Annotated in this window: 11 protein-coding genes; 6 read left to right on the top strand and 5 right to left on the bottom strand. The window is 74.4% G+C overall.

The features are described from left to right. Positions 1-375: 375 nt before the first annotated feature. The 5 genes from M0638_RS08050 to M0638_RS08030 form a co-directional block, all read right to left on the bottom strand. Positions 376-1,128, bottom strand: coding sequence for a capsid assembly protein (locus M0638_RS08050; RefSeq protein ID WP_248666453.1), 753 nt, complete (start codon positions 1,126-1,128; stop codon positions 376-378). An 8-nt stretch (positions 1,129-1,136) separates the two neighbouring features. Then, positions 1,137-2,687: a portal protein gene (locus M0638_RS08045; protein WP_248666452.1), complete on the bottom strand. Its 1,551-nt coding sequence runs from the start codon at positions 2,685-2,687 to the stop codon at positions 1,137-1,139. 5 nt (positions 2,688-2,692) lie between these two features. Next, positions 2,693-2,932 (bottom strand): hypothetical protein, encoded by a 240-nt coding sequence (locus M0638_RS08040; RefSeq protein ID WP_248666451.1) that lies wholly within the window; start codon positions 2,930-2,932, stop codon positions 2,693-2,695. A gap of 150 nt (positions 2,933-3,082) precedes the next feature. After that, positions 3,083-3,601 (bottom strand): hypothetical protein, encoded by a 519-nt coding sequence (locus M0638_RS08035; RefSeq protein WP_248666450.1) that lies wholly within the window; start codon positions 3,599-3,601, stop codon positions 3,083-3,085. After that, on the bottom strand, positions 3,598-3,972 hold the full coding sequence (locus tag M0638_RS08030) for a hypothetical protein (protein WP_248666449.1): 375 nt from the start codon (positions 3,970-3,972) through the stop codon (positions 3,598-3,600). The genes M0638_RS08035 and M0638_RS08030 overlap by 4 nt, the downstream gene beginning before the upstream one ends. Before the next feature lie 130 nt (positions 3,973-4,102). On the opposite strand from M0638_RS08030, the gene M0638_RS08025 reads away from it, so the two are divergent. From M0638_RS08025 to M0638_RS08000, 6 genes are all read left to right on the top strand, one after another. After that, the gene (locus tag M0638_RS08025; RefSeq protein WP_248666448.1) at positions 4,103-4,747 is read left to right on the top strand and encodes a S24 family peptidase; all 645 of its coding nucleotides are present in this window, start codon (positions 4,103-4,105) and stop codon (positions 4,745-4,747) included. 160 nt (positions 4,748-4,907) lie between these two features. Next, entirely contained in the window at positions 4,908-5,975 is a 1,068-nt protein-coding gene (locus M0638_RS08020) for a glycosyl hydrolase family 8 (protein ID WP_248666447.1), read from the top strand. Between the two features lie 237 nt (positions 5,976-6,212). Further along, positions 6,213-6,686, top strand: coding sequence for a hypothetical protein (locus M0638_RS08015; RefSeq protein ID WP_248666446.1), 474 nt, complete (start codon positions 6,213-6,215; stop codon positions 6,684-6,686). A 10-nt stretch (positions 6,687-6,696) separates the two neighbouring features. Next, positions 6,697-7,497 (top strand): cellulose synthase operon protein YhjQ/BcsQ, encoded by an 801-nt coding sequence (locus M0638_RS08010; RefSeq protein ID WP_248666445.1) that lies wholly within the window; start codon positions 6,697-6,699, stop codon positions 7,495-7,497. Beyond that, positions 7,494-11,990 carry a UDP-forming cellulose synthase catalytic subunit gene (gene bcsA / locus M0638_RS08005; protein WP_248666444.1) on the top strand — a complete coding sequence of 1,499 codons (4,497 nt, stop codon included), beginning with the start codon at positions 7,494-7,496 and terminating at the stop codon, positions 11,988-11,990. The genes M0638_RS08010 and bcsA overlap by 4 nt, the downstream gene beginning before the upstream one ends. Further along, positions 11,987-16,081 carry a cellulose biosynthesis protein BcsC gene (locus M0638_RS08000; RefSeq protein WP_345893009.1) on the top strand — a complete coding sequence of 1,365 codons (4,095 nt, stop codon included), beginning with the start codon at positions 11,987-11,989 and terminating at the stop codon, positions 16,079-16,081. Before bcsA ends, M0638_RS08000 begins: the two co-directional genes overlap by 4 nt. The last annotated feature ends 90 nt before the right edge of the window (positions 16,082-16,171 follow it).

Below are 16,171 nucleotides of genomic sequence, written 5' to 3'. Positions count from 1 at the left end.
GCGCGGCGGAATCTCGTTCTGGAACAGGGTCGCCGGGGCCAGGGGCTCCGCCCCCGGCCCCCTTCAGGGAAGGCGCCGCCCTCCCTGGAACCCATCCGCCAGGGTCGGACGCATCGCGTCCGACCAGCTTCCTGGACCTCTGCCGGCGTTGGACCCCGGCGGCTCAGCCACACGAGCCCATGACCGAACGGGGGGGGGCCGGGGGGCTTCGCCCCCGGCGGGGATCGCCAAGGGAGATTGGGGGGCGGCGCCCCTCGCCGGAGGGGTTCGGGGAGGGCGGTGCCCTCCCCGATCATGGAACGGGGGTTCGGGGAGGGCGGTGCCCTCCCCGATGATGGAACGGGGGTCTGGGGAGGGCGGTGCCCTCCCCCCGCCTCAGCCGCCCACCAGGCGCCGGAACCCTTCCGTCACCCGGTTCACGAAGGCCGGCTCACGCGCGCGCCAGTAGCGCGGGTCGCGCATCATCGCCCGCAGCTCCGCCTCGTCGGCCGCGGCCGGCGCCTCGGTGCTGCGCGGCATGGCGGGCTCGTCGCTGCCCATCATCTGGTGCAGCGCCACCACGCCCTCGTAGGTGGTGCTGAGCGCCTGGAACACCGGCGCCGGCAGGCTGGCGCGCCCCCAGGCGGCCATCTGCGCGGCAATCCGGCGGAAGCGGTCGTCGCCGCCGAAATGCGCGCGCAGCCGGTCGAGCTGCCGCTCCGCCTCGAACTGCGCGGTCGCCTCGGCGATCAGCGGCCCCATGCGCTCGGCCGCGAGGTCGTAGACGAGCTGCGCTTGCGGCGGCGTGAAGCCCGCCTCGTGCAGCCGCGCATTCACCACCGGGCACGGCCCGGCGAGCGGGTGCTTCGCCTCGATGCCGTAATCCTCCGGCGCATCCGGCACGCCGAGCGCCCGGCGGAAGCGCAGCCGCTCCTCCTCCGGCGCGTCGTCGCCGGGCGGCTGGAAGCGCTGCGACAGGCGCCGCTCCAGCTCGCGATAGGACTTCAGCAGCGCATCGACGCGCAGCTCGCCCAGCACCGGGTCCCAGAACTTCTCCGGCACGTAGGAAGGCCGTCCGGAGGACGGCGTCTCGGCGGGCGCCTCGGCCGTGTCGTCGTCGAGCGCGGTCTGCAACAGGTCCTCGGACATGCGGGCGTTCACTCCTGAGGGGCGGAAGGGTTGGCGGCGGGCGTGGGGCGCGCCGCCGGTTCGGGGCTCGCGGGCACGGCACCCACCAGCAGTTCGACCGGCACGCCCAGCGTGCGCGCCAGCCAGCGCGTCGTGCCCGCCGGGTCGATCTGCGCCGTCGCCGCCGGGCCGATCCCGGCCACGGCCTTGAGGAAGAGCAGCGCGTTGGCGGCGTCCTCGCGCCCCTGCACCCGCGCCAGCGGGCTGGCGAAGCGCACGGCCGCGCGTTGCCCGTCGAGCAGGTAGGCGGGCACCTCGCCGCGCCGGCGCAGCACCGAGAGGCAGCGCAGCAGCAGCGGCGTCAGGAGTTCCGCCTGCAGGCGGCCGTAGGTGGCGCCGAGCAGCCGCGCCGTCTCGGCCGAGCGCTCCAGCACCTCGGTCGCGGTCATGCGCGCGTCGAGCGTCGGGCCCAGCCGGTCGGCCAGCAGCGCGTGCCGGATCCGCCCGCGCAGGTCCTCCAGCACGATCTGCGAGACGTTGAAGTTGCCGGGCGCGGCCAGCGGCGTCAGCCCGGCGCTGCCCGGCGCCTTGGGGATGATCGCCCCCGGCACCAGCCGCACCGTCGCCGGGTTCAGCACGCCGTCATCGTCGGCCTGCCAGATGCCGGTCGCCGCGATCGAGGCGTTCTTCAGCACCAGCTCCACCACCTTGTTGGCGGTGCGGATGTCCGGCAGCGCCTTGGCCACCGGGCCGCGGCCGTAGGATTCGCCCGGCGCCTTCAGCCAGCGGAAGCCGACGAACGGGTTCTCGGCGAAGCGTCCCTCGGCCAGCAGCACCGGGCCGGCGCCCGCATCGTCCAGCACGGCGGCATAGCGGTAGCCGCTGCCCGGCGCCCGCATCCCCGGCGGGGCCGCATCCGGCCACACCGCTTCCACCACCTCGAGGAAGGCGGCCTCGCCCTCGGTCGCCCGGTCGCGCACGGCGCGCGGCAGCACGGCGCGCGGGAAGCGCGAGAGGAGCGTCGCCGGCGAGAGTCGCGCCGTGCGGTACACCGTGTCGAGCCGGCCGGAAACGCCTTCCTCCAGCACCGCCTCGCGCAGCGGCACGGCGGTGAAGCGCAGCGCCGAGGCCTCGCCCGGCGGCGCCTCCTCCACCAGCAGCACGCCGGTGCCGGCGATCACCAGGTCCAGGAAGGCCTGGTGCATCTCCATCGCGAAGTTGGAGCGGTCGATATGGCCTTGCAGCGTCTCCGCCGCCGTCTCGACGGCGCGCGCCTCGGCGATCGCCGCCGGGCTGTCGAGATCAGGCTCGGCGCGCGTCGCCCGCAGGCCGACCCAGCGCGACCAGGGCGGCGTCAGCTCCGCCAGCAGCGAGGCGGCGAGCTGCTCCACCGCGTCCGCCGCCGTTCCGTCGTAGAGCGCCGGCCCGCCGCTGCCCGGCAGGCGCGCCATCACGTGGTCGTAGCATTCCTGCCAGACGCCCTCGCAGGGCAGCCGCCGGTCGCGGGCGCGCCGGTAGCGTCCGAGGATCTCCTCGGGAGAAATGCCGGCGGCGGCAGGGACGGGCGCGACATCGGCCATGCGCGTCACTCGCCCAGCAGCGTCTTGCGGGTGGCGATCGGCATCGCCTGGCTCAGCACGCCGCCCGGCGCCGTGGCGATCAGCCCGGTCATGCCGCGCTGCACCTGGTCCATGGCGTCCACCCGACCCTGTGACGCGACCTGCGCCGGACCCGGCCCGGCCGCGACCGGCGTCACCACGGTCTGGTTCGGCTGCGCGGCCGGCCCGACCACGGTCGGCTTCGGGCTGCTGAAGATGCCCCCCATGGCGTCCCAACTCCTCTCGCGATGCCTGCCTGCTCCCGGGAGCCGCCCCAAAAAGCCGCGGGCCCGATCCTGGAGAGGATCGGGCCCGCGCAGTTCGGTAGGACCGGGAGGAGAGCAACGGGCGCACCTCGCCCGTTGACAGGAGTGGTTCTAGCCCGGGACGAAACCACCCGTCAAGATTTTTTTCCTATCACCTGCGATTTTGTTCAGGGCCCGGAAGAGCCCCCACGGCGTCACGGCGAACGGCGCCTCGGCGCCCAGCAGCGACCGGCAGAGCGAGACGCAGGAGAAGGGCAGCAACGGCGGCAGCCGCCGCGGCCGTGCCTGCCCCGGCCGGTAGGGGCCGAGCACCGCCATCCCCGCGCGGCGGTAGAAGCCCGGCAGGTCGAACCCCACCGGCACCGGCAGGCGCGCCACCAGCAGCCGGCCGGAAAGCGGGTCGAGCACCGTCCAGCCCTCCGCGTCGCGCAGCGCCGCGAAGCAGTGGCGGAAGCCCGGCCGCAGCGGCCGCAGCCAGGTCTGGTCCGCCTGCCCGCCGAAGGCGATCCAGAGCAGCTGCGACTGGTCCTCGGGCAGCCGGCGATGCGTGGGGCGCGCCGCCCCGCCCGCCCGCCGGGCCGCGTCCGCAGGCTCCTCCCCGCCGACCGCCACGGTCTCCAGCCCGCTCACGCCACGATTCCCTTCACGCGCAGCGGCCACTCCAGCCGGTCCAGCGCCTCCTTCCACAGCGTCCAGTCGCCGCGCTCGATCGGATAGCGCGGATCGGGCGCCTGCTGGCGCTCGCCCCAGAGCCGCAGCACCCGCGCATGCGCGAGCTGGACGCGCCGCTGCCGGTACAGGCGGTCCAGGCAGCGCACCACGTCATCGGGCTCGCAGGGGCGCGCCTTGCGGCCGAGGCCGGCGACCACGCGCGCGCCGTCGCGGCGCGCTACCAGCGCCGCCATGGTCCACATCCAGGCCTCCTCGGCCGAGTGGAAGGGCTCGGTCTTCGCCAGGGTGGCGAAGACCGGGGCACGGCTGGCGAGGGAAGCGGTTGCCATTGCGTTGTCTCCTGCGCGCAATGCGCGATGAACACTTAGTGAACATAAACCAGGGATAGATGTGTTGCGCAAGCGTTAAAAGGATCACGTTCCTATTGCATTCGGACTCAGGACCTAGGATATCTTGCCCATGCGTCACGAGGACATCTGGCGGGCGATCGATGCGCTCGCCGCCGAGCACGGGCTTTCGCCCTCCGGGCTGGCGCGCCGTGCCGGGCTCGACCCCACCGCCTTCAACCCCTCGAAGCGGTCCAGCAGCGATGGCCGTTCGCGCTGGCCCTCCACCGAATCGATCGCCAAGGTGCTCGGCGCCACCGGCACCGGGATCGACGCCTTCGCCTCCCTGGTCACCGGAATCCCGGCCATGCCGCGCGGCCGTCCGAACGGCCCCCGGCGAATCCCGCTGATCGGCCTCGCCCAGGCCGGCGGCGACGGCTACTTCGACGATGGCGGCTTCCCCGTCGGCGGCGGCTGGGACGAGATCGCGCTGCCCGAGATCGGCGACCCCAACGCCTATGCGCTGGAGATCTCGGGCGATTCGATGGAGCCGGTGTTCCGCGACGGCGACGTGGTGGTGGTCTCGCCCTCCGCCCCGGTGCGGCGCGGCGACCGCGTGGTGGTGCGCACCCAGCGCGGCGAGGTGATGGCCAAGGAGCTGCTGCGCCAGTCCGCCAAGCGGGTCGAGCTGGCCAGCCTCAACCCGCTGCACCCGAACTACGGCTTCGACCTGCCGGAGCTCGCCTGGATGCACCGGATCATCTGGGCCAGCCAGTAGGGCCGGGGCCGGACGGACGGCGGTTCCCGGAGGGCCCGCCCGCCATCGCCGGCACCCGCGATCGGACAGGTCACGGCACCTTGACGCCGGGAAGCGCCGATGCATGCCACGACATTAACCTTCCGTGGAGCGTGGGCGGCTACAAGGGTTGGCAGATCCGATGCCCACCCGCCGCCACCTGCTGCGCGCCGCCGCGCTCCTCCCGCTGCCCGCCGGCCCGCTTCAGGCCGGGGAGCGGCGCGCCGATCCGGACGAGGGCCGCGCCGACTGGCATCGCTTCCGCGACCGCTTCCTGGCGCCGGAGGGACGGATCGTCGACACCGGCAACGGCGGCATCTCGCATTCCGAGGGCCAGGGGCTGGGGCTGCTGCTCGCGGCGCATGGCGACGACCGGGAAGGCTTCGACCGGATCCGGGAATGGACCCGACGCACCCTGCGCCTGCCCTCCGGCCTGCACGCCTGGCGCTTCCGGCCCGGCGCGGCCAATCCCGTCAGCGACCGCAACAACGCCACCGACGGGGATCTCTACATCGCCTGGGGCCTGCTGACCGGCGCCAGGCGCTGGCGACGTGCCGAGGCGCAGGCCGAGGCGGTCGCCACCGCGCAGGCGGTACTCCGGCTCAACGTGCGCCGCGCCGGCCGCCTGGCGGTGCTGCTGCCGGGCCGCCAGGGTTTCGAGCGCGGCGGCACGCTGGTCGTCAACCCGTCCTACTACGTCTTTCCGGCGTTGCGCGCCCTGGCCGGCGCCGCGCCCGATCCCGGCTGGCTGACGCTGACCGCCGATGGCCTCACCCTGTTGCGGCGTGCCCGATTCGGACGCTGGGGCCTGCCGCCGGACTGGCTGGCCCTGGCGCCAGACGGCACCGTCCGCCCGGCGGAGGGCTGGCCGGCGCGCTTCTCCTACGACGCCGTGCGCGTGCCGCTCTTCCTGACCTGGGCCGGGCTGCGCCAGGAACCTCCCGCCATCGCCGCCGCCGCCTTCTGGCAGGCCATGCCGCAGGCCGCGCCGCCGGCCTGGGCATCATTGACCGACGACTCGATTTCGCATTATTCAGCTACACCCGGAATAATGGCGGTGTCGCGCCTTGTACGCGCGCAAATGGAGCAGGTGGAAACCGCGTTGCAACTGCCGCCCGTATCTATTCAGGAAGACTACTACTCGGCTTCGCTGACCTGTTTGGCCCGTCTTGCGCGCCGGGAAGGCAGTACGGGGCAGCCCGTGCCGTGAGCAGCACCGCAGACCCCGATGGACGCTGCGGAGAAAGACCTTCCCGCTCCTGGAAAGACGGATCCCGGCATGGGCAACGACTCTGATATCGTACATGTCGCCAGGGTGCTTCGCATGCCCGGCATGCGTTACCGGAGTTTCGGCAATGACCCGGTCAGGGCGGATGCGATCCCGCCGCCGGCGGCACCGGGCGCAGCACCGGGCGCGGCATCGGGCGCCGCTCCGCCACCACCCGCCATGCCCTCCCCTGCCGCCCCCTCCGACCCGACGGCCACGCCGGACCGGCTGACTTCCCCATCCTCCCCTTCCCTGCCGCCATCGCTGCCCATCCTGGCGGCCTGGCCACCCCCCGCGCCCGCCGCCACCGCGCCACGCTACCGACTGCTCGACGATCTGCTGCGGAGCGAGCCCGAGATGCGTGCCGCGGCGGAGCTCCAGCCGCCGGCGCCGGTCCGCATGCCGTCCCCATGGGCAGGCCACGGCGCCCCGTTCCCGCCGCCGCGCCGGCCGCGCCCCGTCCCCGCGCCCGCCCCGCATGCCGCGAGCCAGTCATCCGATCCCTCCTGGGCCCGGGCATTGCGCGACCCCTCGGCCCGCCCCGACCTGACGCCGACGCCGCTGGCGTCGCTGCTGCGCCGGATTGCCGACGGGGAGGCGCAACCGACGACGCCCTTGGACGCCCTCCGCGACACGCTGCGCACGACCAGGTGACGGGGCAAGCATGCCACTGATCAGCTTCGCCTCGCCCAAGGGCGGGGTCGGCAAGACCACCCTCGCCGCCAACGTCGCCGATGCGCTGCATCGCCAGGGGCGCCGCGTCGTGCTCATCGACCTCGACCCGCAGAACACCCTGCGGCTCCACTTCGGCGTGTCGCTGACCGACGGCATCGGCTTCATGACGGACCTGCCGCGCCGGGCCGGCTGGCGGCATGCCCTGCGCACCACCCCGTCGGGCCTTCTGCTGCTGCCGCACGGCGGCACGGACCTGCCCGGCGCGCTCGCGCTGGCCCGCCTGCTGGAGCGCGAGCCGGAACTGCTGCTGACACCGCTGCGCGAGATGCTCGCCGATCCCGACCTGCTGGTGATCGCCGACACCGCGCCGGGGGCCACGCCGGCCCTGGCCCTGCTCGCGCCGATGTCGACGCTGCTGATCGCCGTGATGCTGGCCGACGCCACCAGCGCCGCGCTGGTGCCGGAGATCAGCTCCGGCCGCTTCCTGGGCACGGGCGCTGCCGCCACGGCGCTCGATGTCAGACTGCGCGTGGTGCTGAATCAGGTGGACATGGAACAGAGACTGAGCCGCGCCGCCGCCGAGGCGGTCATCCGCCTGATGGGGCCGCGCGTGATCGGCGCCGTCGCGCGCGACCAGGCGATCGCCGAGGCGGTGGCCTGCCAGTGCCTCCTGCTCGACTTCGCCCCGACCAGCCTCGCGGCCGAGGACCTGCGCGAGATCGCCCGCGGCATCGACGCCGCCCTGCCGACCGCCACGGGACGGAACGAGCCGCTGCGTGGCCTGGCATGAGCGCCGCCGGCATCCGGCGCTGGCGCGGCTCGCGGCTGCTGCGCTCGCCGCTGGAGAGCACGCTGCTCTCCCTGCTCGCCCTGCCGCTGGTCTACGTCTTCGCCACCACGCCGCTCGACGCCGTGCAGCAGGCCGTGCTCGCCGTGGTCGGCTTCGTGATGCTGTTCATCGCGACCCGCATCCCCGGACGCGGCGTCACCATCTTCCTGGCGCTGTTCTCGATCATGGTGTCGGTCCGCTACATCTTCTGGCGCGTGACTGACACGCTGGAATTCGACGGCTTCTGGCAGACCTTCTTCGGCACCGGCCTGGTGCTGGCCGAGGTCTATGCCGTCACCGTGCTGGCGCTCTCCTACTTCCAGACCATCTGGCCGCTGGACCGCAAGCCGGTGCCGATGCCGGCGGACATCGCCGACTGGCCGGTCGTGGACGTCTACATCCCGACCTACAACGAGGCGCTGGAGATCGTGAAGCCCTCGGTCTACGCCGCGCTCGCGCTCGACTACCCGCCCGATAAGCTCAACGTCTACATCCTCGACGACGGCAGGCGCGAGGAATTCCGCCTCTTCGCCGAGGCATGCGGCGCCAACTACATGATCCGCCCGGACAACAAGGGCGCCAAGGCCGGCAACATCAACCACGCGCTCGGCAAGACGAAGGGCGAGTTCATCACCATCTTCGACTGCGACCACGTGCCGACGCGCGCCTTCCTCCAGCTCACCCTGGGCTGGATGCTGCGCGACCGGCGCCTGGCCATGATCCAGACGCCGCACCATTTCTACTCACCCGACCCGTTCGAGCGGAACCTGCACACCGGCAAGCGCACCCCGAACGAGGGGCTGCTCTTCTACGGGCTGGTGCAGCAGGGCAACGACCTCTGGAACGCGACCTTCTTCTGCGGTTCCTGCGCCGTGATCCGGCGCACCGCGCTGGAGGAGGTGGGCGGCGTGCCGCACGCCACCGTCACCGAGGACTGCCACTGCTCGCTGAAGATGCAGCGGCGCGGCTGGAACACCGCCTACCTCCGCCTGCCGCTTGCCGCCGGCCTCGCCACCGAGCGCCTGATGCTGCACATCGGCCAGCGTTCCCGCTGGGCACGCGGCATGGTGCAGATCCTGCGCATCGAGAACCCGCTCTTCGCCGACGGGCTCAGCCTGCCGCAGCGCCTCTGCTACTTCATGGCGATGTTCTCGTTCCTGTTCCCGCTGCCGCGGCTCGTCTTCCTCACCTCGCCGCTCGCCTACCTGCTGTTCGGCCAGAGCGTGATCGCCGCCTCGCCCCTCGCCATCGTCGCCTACGCGGCGCCGCATATCGTCCACTCCGTCGCCACGGCGAGCCGCATGCAGAGCAAGGTCCGGCACTCCTTCTGGAGCGAGATCTACGAGGCGGTGCTGGCGCTCTGGCTCGTTCCCGTCACCCTCGCCACGCTGGTCGACCCCACGCGCGGCAAGTTCAACGTGACCGACAAGGGCGGCATGCTGCAGGAAGGCTTCCTCGACCTGCGCGCGGTCGGCCCCAACGCGGTGCTCGGCCTGGTGCTGCTGGTCGGCATCCTGATCGGCATCCACGGCGCCATCGTCCACCCGGTCGGCAGCATCGAGTTCCAGGCCTACCTGCTCAACGCCATCTGGGCCACCTTCTGCCTCGTCACCGTGGGGGCCGGCATCGCGGTCGGCCGCGAGCGGCGCCAGGTGCGCGAGCGCGCCCGCGTCGCCGCCGTGCTGCCCGCCGTGGTGCACCTGCCCGATGGCCGCCTGATCGAGGGCCGGACCCACGACCTGTCGCTGGGCGGTGCCGCGCTGACGGCGGAGCGCCCGGCCACGCTGGAGGACGAGACGCCCATCCGGATCGAACTGGACCTCGGCCCGGACCGGGTGCTGATCCCCGGCCAGGTGCTGCGCTGGCATGACGGCCGGCTGCAGATCCGCTTCACCCCGCAGGACATACGCGACGAGGGCCAGATCGTCCGCGCGGTGCTCTGCCGCGCCGATGCCTGGGTGAACTGGGACGACAACCGCCCCGACCGCCCCTTCCGCTCCTTCCTGGAGGTGATGCTGAACATCGCCGCCCTGTTCACCGGCGGCGCGCAATTCTCCCCGCGCGGCCGCCGGGCGCGCGACCGGCGGCCGCCGACCGGCGGCGCCAGGGCCGAGACGCCGTCGCGCGTGCCGGCCGCGGGCCGCGCCGCCGTGCTGCTGCTCGGCCTGCTCGCCTCCGCCGTGCCGCGCCCCGCCCAGGCGCAGGGGCCGCAACAGCTCCCGCCGGCACCGCCGGCCCGCGCCGTCCCCACCGCGCCGGCCCCGGCTCCCGTGCCGGCCTCCCCGGCGCCGCCTGCCGTGGCGCCCGCGCCCGATGCCGGGGGCAGCCGCCGCGTCACCCGCACGCTGCGCCAGCTCGGCCTCGGCGGCCCGATGCAACTGCGCGGCACCTCGGACCTGCAGGGCGTGCTGTTCGGCGTGCGCGGCGACGAGGTGGTGACCGATGCGCGCCTGACCGTGCAGGGCGCCACCTCGCCCGCGCTGATCCCCGAGCTGTCGCAGCTCGCCATCACGCTGAACGACCAGTTCGTCGGCGCGATCCAGCCCGACCGCGCGCGGCCGACCTTCGGCCCCACCGAGTTCCCGCTCAATCCGGTCTTCTTCACCGACGCCAACCGGCTGAACTTCCGCTTCTCCGGCCGCTACGCGGTGGAGTGCAACGACCCGCTCTCCGGCCTGCTCTGGACCACGGTGTCGGAGCTCTCCACGGTGCAGCTCACCCTGCAGCACCTGCCGATCCAGCCCGACCTCTCCCGGCTCCCCGAGCCCTTCTTCGACCCGCGCGTGCTGCGCACCCCGCTGCGCCTGCCCGTGGTGCTGCCGGAAACCGCCGGCAACGACCTCCTCCGCGCCGCGGCGATCGCGACCTCCTGGTTCGCCGTTCAGGCCGATTACCGCGGCGCCGACTTCCCGGTGCAGCCGAGCGTGCCCCCCCAGGGCAACGCCGTGGTCCTTGCGACCGGTCCGGATTCGGTGCCGGGCGTCGCCCTGCCGCGCGTCGAGGGGCCGACCCTCGCCCTCGTGCCCAACCCCAACGACCCCGAGGGGCTGCTGCTGGTGATCGCGGGCCGCTCCGCCGCCGAGGCGGCCACCGCTGCCGCCGCCCTGGTCGCCGGCAACCAGGCGCTGGCCGGCGAGACGGCGGCGGTGCAGGTGGCCAACCTGCCGCCGCGCCAGCCCTACGACGCGCCACGCTGGATCCGCACCGACCGCCCCGTGCGCTTCGCCGAGATCATGGACCCGTCGGAGCTGCAGGCGGGTGGCTACTCGCCTGGCGCCATCGCGGTCCCGTTCCGCACCGCGCCGGACCTCTACACCTGGCGCAACCGCTCGATGCAGGCCGAGATCCGCTACCGCTCGCCCCCCGGCCCGGTGCTGGACCTCGCCGTCTCCCGCCTCGACGCCTCGGTGAACGGCATCTACCTGCGCTCCTTCCCGCTGATCGGCCCGGAGCCGAGCTGGCCCTGGAGCTGGCTGCAGCGCCAGCTCGGCTACAGCGAGCGGCGGACGGGCACGGTGCAGATGCCGCCCTACCTGCTGTTCGGCCAGAACGAGCTGCAGCTCCGCTTCGACATGCGGCCGCTCAACCGCGGCGACTGCGTCGCGGTGCCCGGCGACATCCGCGCCGCGGTCGACCCCGACAGCACCATCGACCTCTCGCGCGGCTATCGCTTCGCCGTGCTGCCCAACCTCGCCATGTTCGCGAGCTCCGGCTTCCCCTACACCCGCATGGCCGACCTCTCCGAGACGGCCTTCGTGCTGCCCGATCGTCCCAACACGGCCGAGCTGACCGCCTTCCTCGGCCTCGTCGGCCGCCTCGCCGCGACGGTGGGCCTGCCCGCCACCGGCCTGACCATCACCCGCCCCGGCGGGCTGGAGACGCAGGCCGACAAGGATCTGGTGGTGATCGGCGCGCTCAACCGCCAGCCCGCGCTGACCCAGCTCCTGCGCGACGCCCCGATCCAGGCGGAGGGCAACCGGATCAGCGTCAACCTGCCCGACGCGATGGCGAACTTCCGGCATCTGTTCTGGGATGGCGACGTCGCCGAGGAGCGGGCGCGCGCCTCGGCCCTGCTGGCGGTCCCGGCGGACGGGCTCGGCGCCCTGATCGGCTTCGAATCCCCGCTTCGCTCGGGCCGCTCGGTCCTCGCCCTCACCGGCGCCACGCCGCAGGCGGTGGAGCAGATGCTGGCGGTGCTGCGCGACCCCAACCAGCTCTCCCGGATCCAGGGCGACCTCGCCATCCTCTCCGGCGGACAGGTCTCCAGCTTCCGCGTCGGCGGCACCTACGCCGTGGGCTCACTGCCGTTCTGGCTGTGGCCGCAATACTGGCTGGGCGGCCGGCCCGAACTGCTGCTCGCCAGCGCCATGCTGGCCGCGATGCTGATCTCGATCCCCATCTACTGGGCGATGCGGCGACGTGCCGCCCGCCGCCTGCGGGCCCGCACGGTATGAGCCACCCCAGCACGCCCGGCCGCCCCCTGTCCCGGCCCATGGCATCACCGCAGGGGCCGGCCGCGACGCGCCAGGGCCGTGGCGGAGAGCGCCCCGGCCGGGCGCCGACTGCCGCCGCACCCTGCCGGCACGCCGCGCTGCTTGCCCTCCTCGCCGCCCTGCCGCTCACCGGAGGGCCGGCCGCCCTGGCGCAAGGCGTCCCGCCCGTCCAGCGGCAACCCCCTCCGCCACCCGTTGGCGGAACGCCGTCGGCCCAGGCGCCGGCCCAGGCACAGATAACGGCACCAGCACCGGCACAGGCCGCCAACGCGCCCCCGGCGCAGACGCCGGCACCGGCCGAACCGGCGCCGCCATCCGCGCCGGCCGCCGGCAGCGCCATCGCCATCCTGCTGGAGCAGGCGAATTACTGGCGGCTGCAGAGCCGGCCGGAACAGGTGCTGCGCATCATGGAGCGCGTCCTGGCCGCCGATCCGCGCAACGCCGAGGCGCTGTCCGGCGCCGCCGAGGCCGCCGCGCAGATGGGCAACCGCCGCGCCGCCGATGCCTATCTCGCCCGGCTGCGCCAGGCCGCCCCGGGCACCCCGCGCCTCGGCCAGACGGACATCACGGTCCGCGCCCTGACCTCCGACCAGAACGAGATCGCCGAGGCACGCCGGCTGGCGCAGGCCGGCCGCACCGCCGAGGCGATCCAGCGCTACCGCGCCGTGTTCCGCGGCAGCGCGCCGCCCGATGCCTACGCGCTGGAATTCTACCAGACCCTCGCCGGCACGCCGGACGGCTTCGACGAGGCGCGCGCGGCGCTCGGCCGCCTCGCCGCCCGCTCGCCGGCCGATACGCGGCTTCGCCTCGCCTATGCCCAGGTTCTGTCCTACCGGGACGCCACCCGTGCCGAGGGCATCGCCCAGTTGCGCGAGCTGTCGCGCAGCCCGGACAACGCCGTCGCCACCGCCGCCCTCAACGCCTGGCGCCAGGCCACCCTGTTCGCGGGCGCCAACCAGGCCGCGATCCCCGGGCTGGAAGCCTTCCTGCAGGCGCACCCGGACGACACCGCCGTGCGCCAGCGTCTCCAGGAGGCGCGCAACCAGCCGGCCAATGCGGGCGACGCCGCCGGCGATGGCCGCGTCCGCGGCTTCGAGCAGCTCAACCGCGGCCGCCTCGCCGACGCCGCGCGCGAGTTCGAGTCGGTGCTGGCCCTCGATGCCGACGATTCCGACGCGCTCGGCGGCCTCGGCATCGTGCGCCTGCGCCAGGGCCGCAACGCCGAGGCGCGGCGGCTGCTGGAGCAGGCCATCGCCGCCAACCCGGCCAGCCGCTCCCGCTGGCAACAGGCGCTCGAAGGCGCCTCCTACGTCGACCAGCTCGCCGTCGCGCGCGGACAGATCGCGCGCGGCCAGTTCGACGCCGCCGACGCGACTCTGCGCAACGCCATCCGCCGCAACGGTCCCGACCGCGCCGACGCCGAGGCGCTGCTCGGCGACATCGCGCTCCGGCGCGGCGATGTCGCCGGCGCCGAGGAACGCTACCGCGCCGCCCTCGCCCGCCGCCCCGACCTGACGGCGGCGCTGGCCGGCCTCGGCAACGCGCTGCAGCAGCAGGGCCGCTTCGCCGAGGCCGAGGAGATCCTGCGCCGCGCCGGCCCCGCCGCCGCCGCCGGCGCCGCCCGCACCCGCGCCGACACGCTGCGTGCCGAGGCCGGCCGCACCCAGGACCCGGCGGCAGCCCAGCAATTGCTGCGCGAGGCCATCCAGGCCGACCCGTCCTCGCCCTGGGCCCGTCTCGATCTCGCCCGCGCCCTGCTGCGCGACGGCCGTGCCGCCGAGGCGCGCGCGGTGATGGATACGAGCGGCCTCGCCCGGCCGGGCGCCGACGCGCTCTACGCCGCCGCCCTGTTCGCGCAGGAGGACAACCGCGCCGCCGAGGCCGCCGAACTGCTGGAGCGCATCCCGCCGCGCCTGCGCACCGCCGACATGAGCCGGCTGCTGGCCCAGACCCGACAGGCCGGCGAGGTGCGCGCCGCCTTCGCCCTCGCCGCGCAGGGCCTGCCGGAGGGCCGCGCCCGCCTGCTCGCCATCGCCGCCCGCCCCGACCCCACCGCCGCCGGCGTCTCGCAGGTGGTGCGCGCCTTCGGCGACCTCGGCGACCGCAACGGCCTGGCGGCGGCGGTGCGGGCCTACCAGTCCGCCAACCCCGCCACGCCGACGGCGCGCCTCGCCCTCGCCGACGCGCTGCTCGCCGCCGGCATGCCGAACGTGGCCCTGGCGCTGACCGCCGGCCTCGACGCCGCGCCGGACCTCACCGGCGACCAGCGGCGCTCCCTGGCCAGCCTGCGCAGCGGCCTCGCCATCCGCGAATCGGACCAGCTGAACGATTCGGGCAACCAGGCCGCGGCCTTCGACCGGCTTGCCCCGGCCCTCGCCGCCAACCCGGAAAGCCCCGCCGCCAACCTCGCCCTGGCGCGGCTCTACCAAGGGGCAGGCCAGCCGCGCCAGGCGCAGCGCGTCGCCGAGTCGGTGCTGGCGCGCGATCCGCGCTCGCTCGAGGCCCGCCTGGGCGCCGCCGATGCCGCCATCGCCGCCGGCGACACGCGCCGCGCCGAGGTGCTGCTGGCCGAGGCCCGCTCCCTGGAGCCGGACGAGCCGCGCGTCTCGCTGGCCGAGGCGCGCCTCGCCCGCAGCACCGGCGACTACCGCCGCGCCCTGAACGCCGCCGAGCGCGCCGCGGCGCAGCACCGGCAGCAGGCCGGCGGGGTTGTGCCGATGGACGGGCCGATGGTGGCCACGCCTTTCGGCGCCGCCTCGCCGCCCATGGCGCCATCCGGCAACCCGTTCCGCCGCGACGGCGCGCCGGCCGCGTCGCCCGGCCCGGATGCCCCGCTCGGCGCGGCGCAGATGGCGGTCGCGGGCGATCCGCTCGCGGCCGACATCGCGCGCGAGCTGGCGCAGGCGCGCGAGGATGCCGGCACGCGCCTTTCCGCCTCGGCCACCATACGCGCCCGCTCCGGCAGCGCCGGTCTCGACCGGCTCACCGAATTCTCGGCACCGCTGGAAGCCTCCTTCGCGCCCGGCGGCGGCATCGGCGGCCGCATCGCCCTGCGGGCGACGCCGACCACCATCGACAGCGAGGAGATCGGCACCAGCCTCAACACGCTGCGCGGCTTCGGCATCTATCCCACCCTGCCGCAGGGAATCACGGCCGCGCAGCGCAGCGCCCTCGCCTCCTGGGTCGACAGCTCGGCGAGCGGCGTGGCCCTCGCCCTCGCCTATGCCCGCCCCAATTTCAGCCTCGATATCGGCACCACCCCGCTCGGCTTCCGGCGCGACGACATGGGCGGCGGCCGCAACATCGTGGGCGGCATCGAGGCCGCCCCCGCCCTGACCAGCAACCTGCGCCTGCGCCTGACCGGCGAGCGCCGCGCCGTCACCGACAGCCTGCTCTCCTGGGCCGGCCAGCGGGAGCCGGTGAGCGGCCTCAACTGGGGCGCCGTCTCGCGCAACGGCGGGCGCGCGCAGCTCGAGCTGACCACCGGCCCCGTCACCACCTACATCGGCGGCGGCTACTCGGCCATCGACGGCGAGAACGTGCGCGACAACGCCGTGATCCAGGCCGGCGCCGGCGCCGCCTGGACGGTGTTCAGGCGCCGGAACGACGAGCTGACCGCGGGCGCCGATCTCGTCTACTTCGCCTACGACAACAACCAGCGCGCCTTCACCTTCGGCAACGGCGGCTACTTCAGCCCGCAGCAGTACGTCGCCGCCAGCCTGCCGGTGGACTATCGCGGCCGCACCGAGAACCTCGCCTACCGGATCGGCGGCACGATCGGCTACCAGCACTACCGGGAGCGCAGCGAGCGGATCTTTCCCACCAACGCCGCCGCGCAGAACCTGCTGGAGGCCCTCGCCGCGGCCGATCCCACCATCCCCACCCGCTCGGCGAGCCAGCGCCAGTCCGGCCTCATCGGCGGCGTGCGCGGCAACATCGAGTACGCGGTGACGCCGAATTTCCGTCTCGGCGCGCTGGTCCGCTTCGACAGCACCGGAAACTGGAACGAGACCAGGGGCCTGCTCTTCGCCCGCTACCGCTTCGACCGTTGACGGATCGGCCGCCGGCGCCGGCCATGGCGGCGCGCACGCCGCCCCGAATGCCGCGCGCGCGCCGCCGCTGGACCGGCACGCGCACGGGCC

The organism is Roseomonas acroporae (assembly GCF_023223525.1).
GTDB lineage: Bacteria > Pseudomonadota > Alphaproteobacteria > Acetobacterales > Acetobacteraceae > Roseomonas_E > Roseomonas_E acroporae.
Note: the sequence above shows the minus strand (reverse complement) of the source record. Positions and strands in the feature narration are given on the sequence as shown.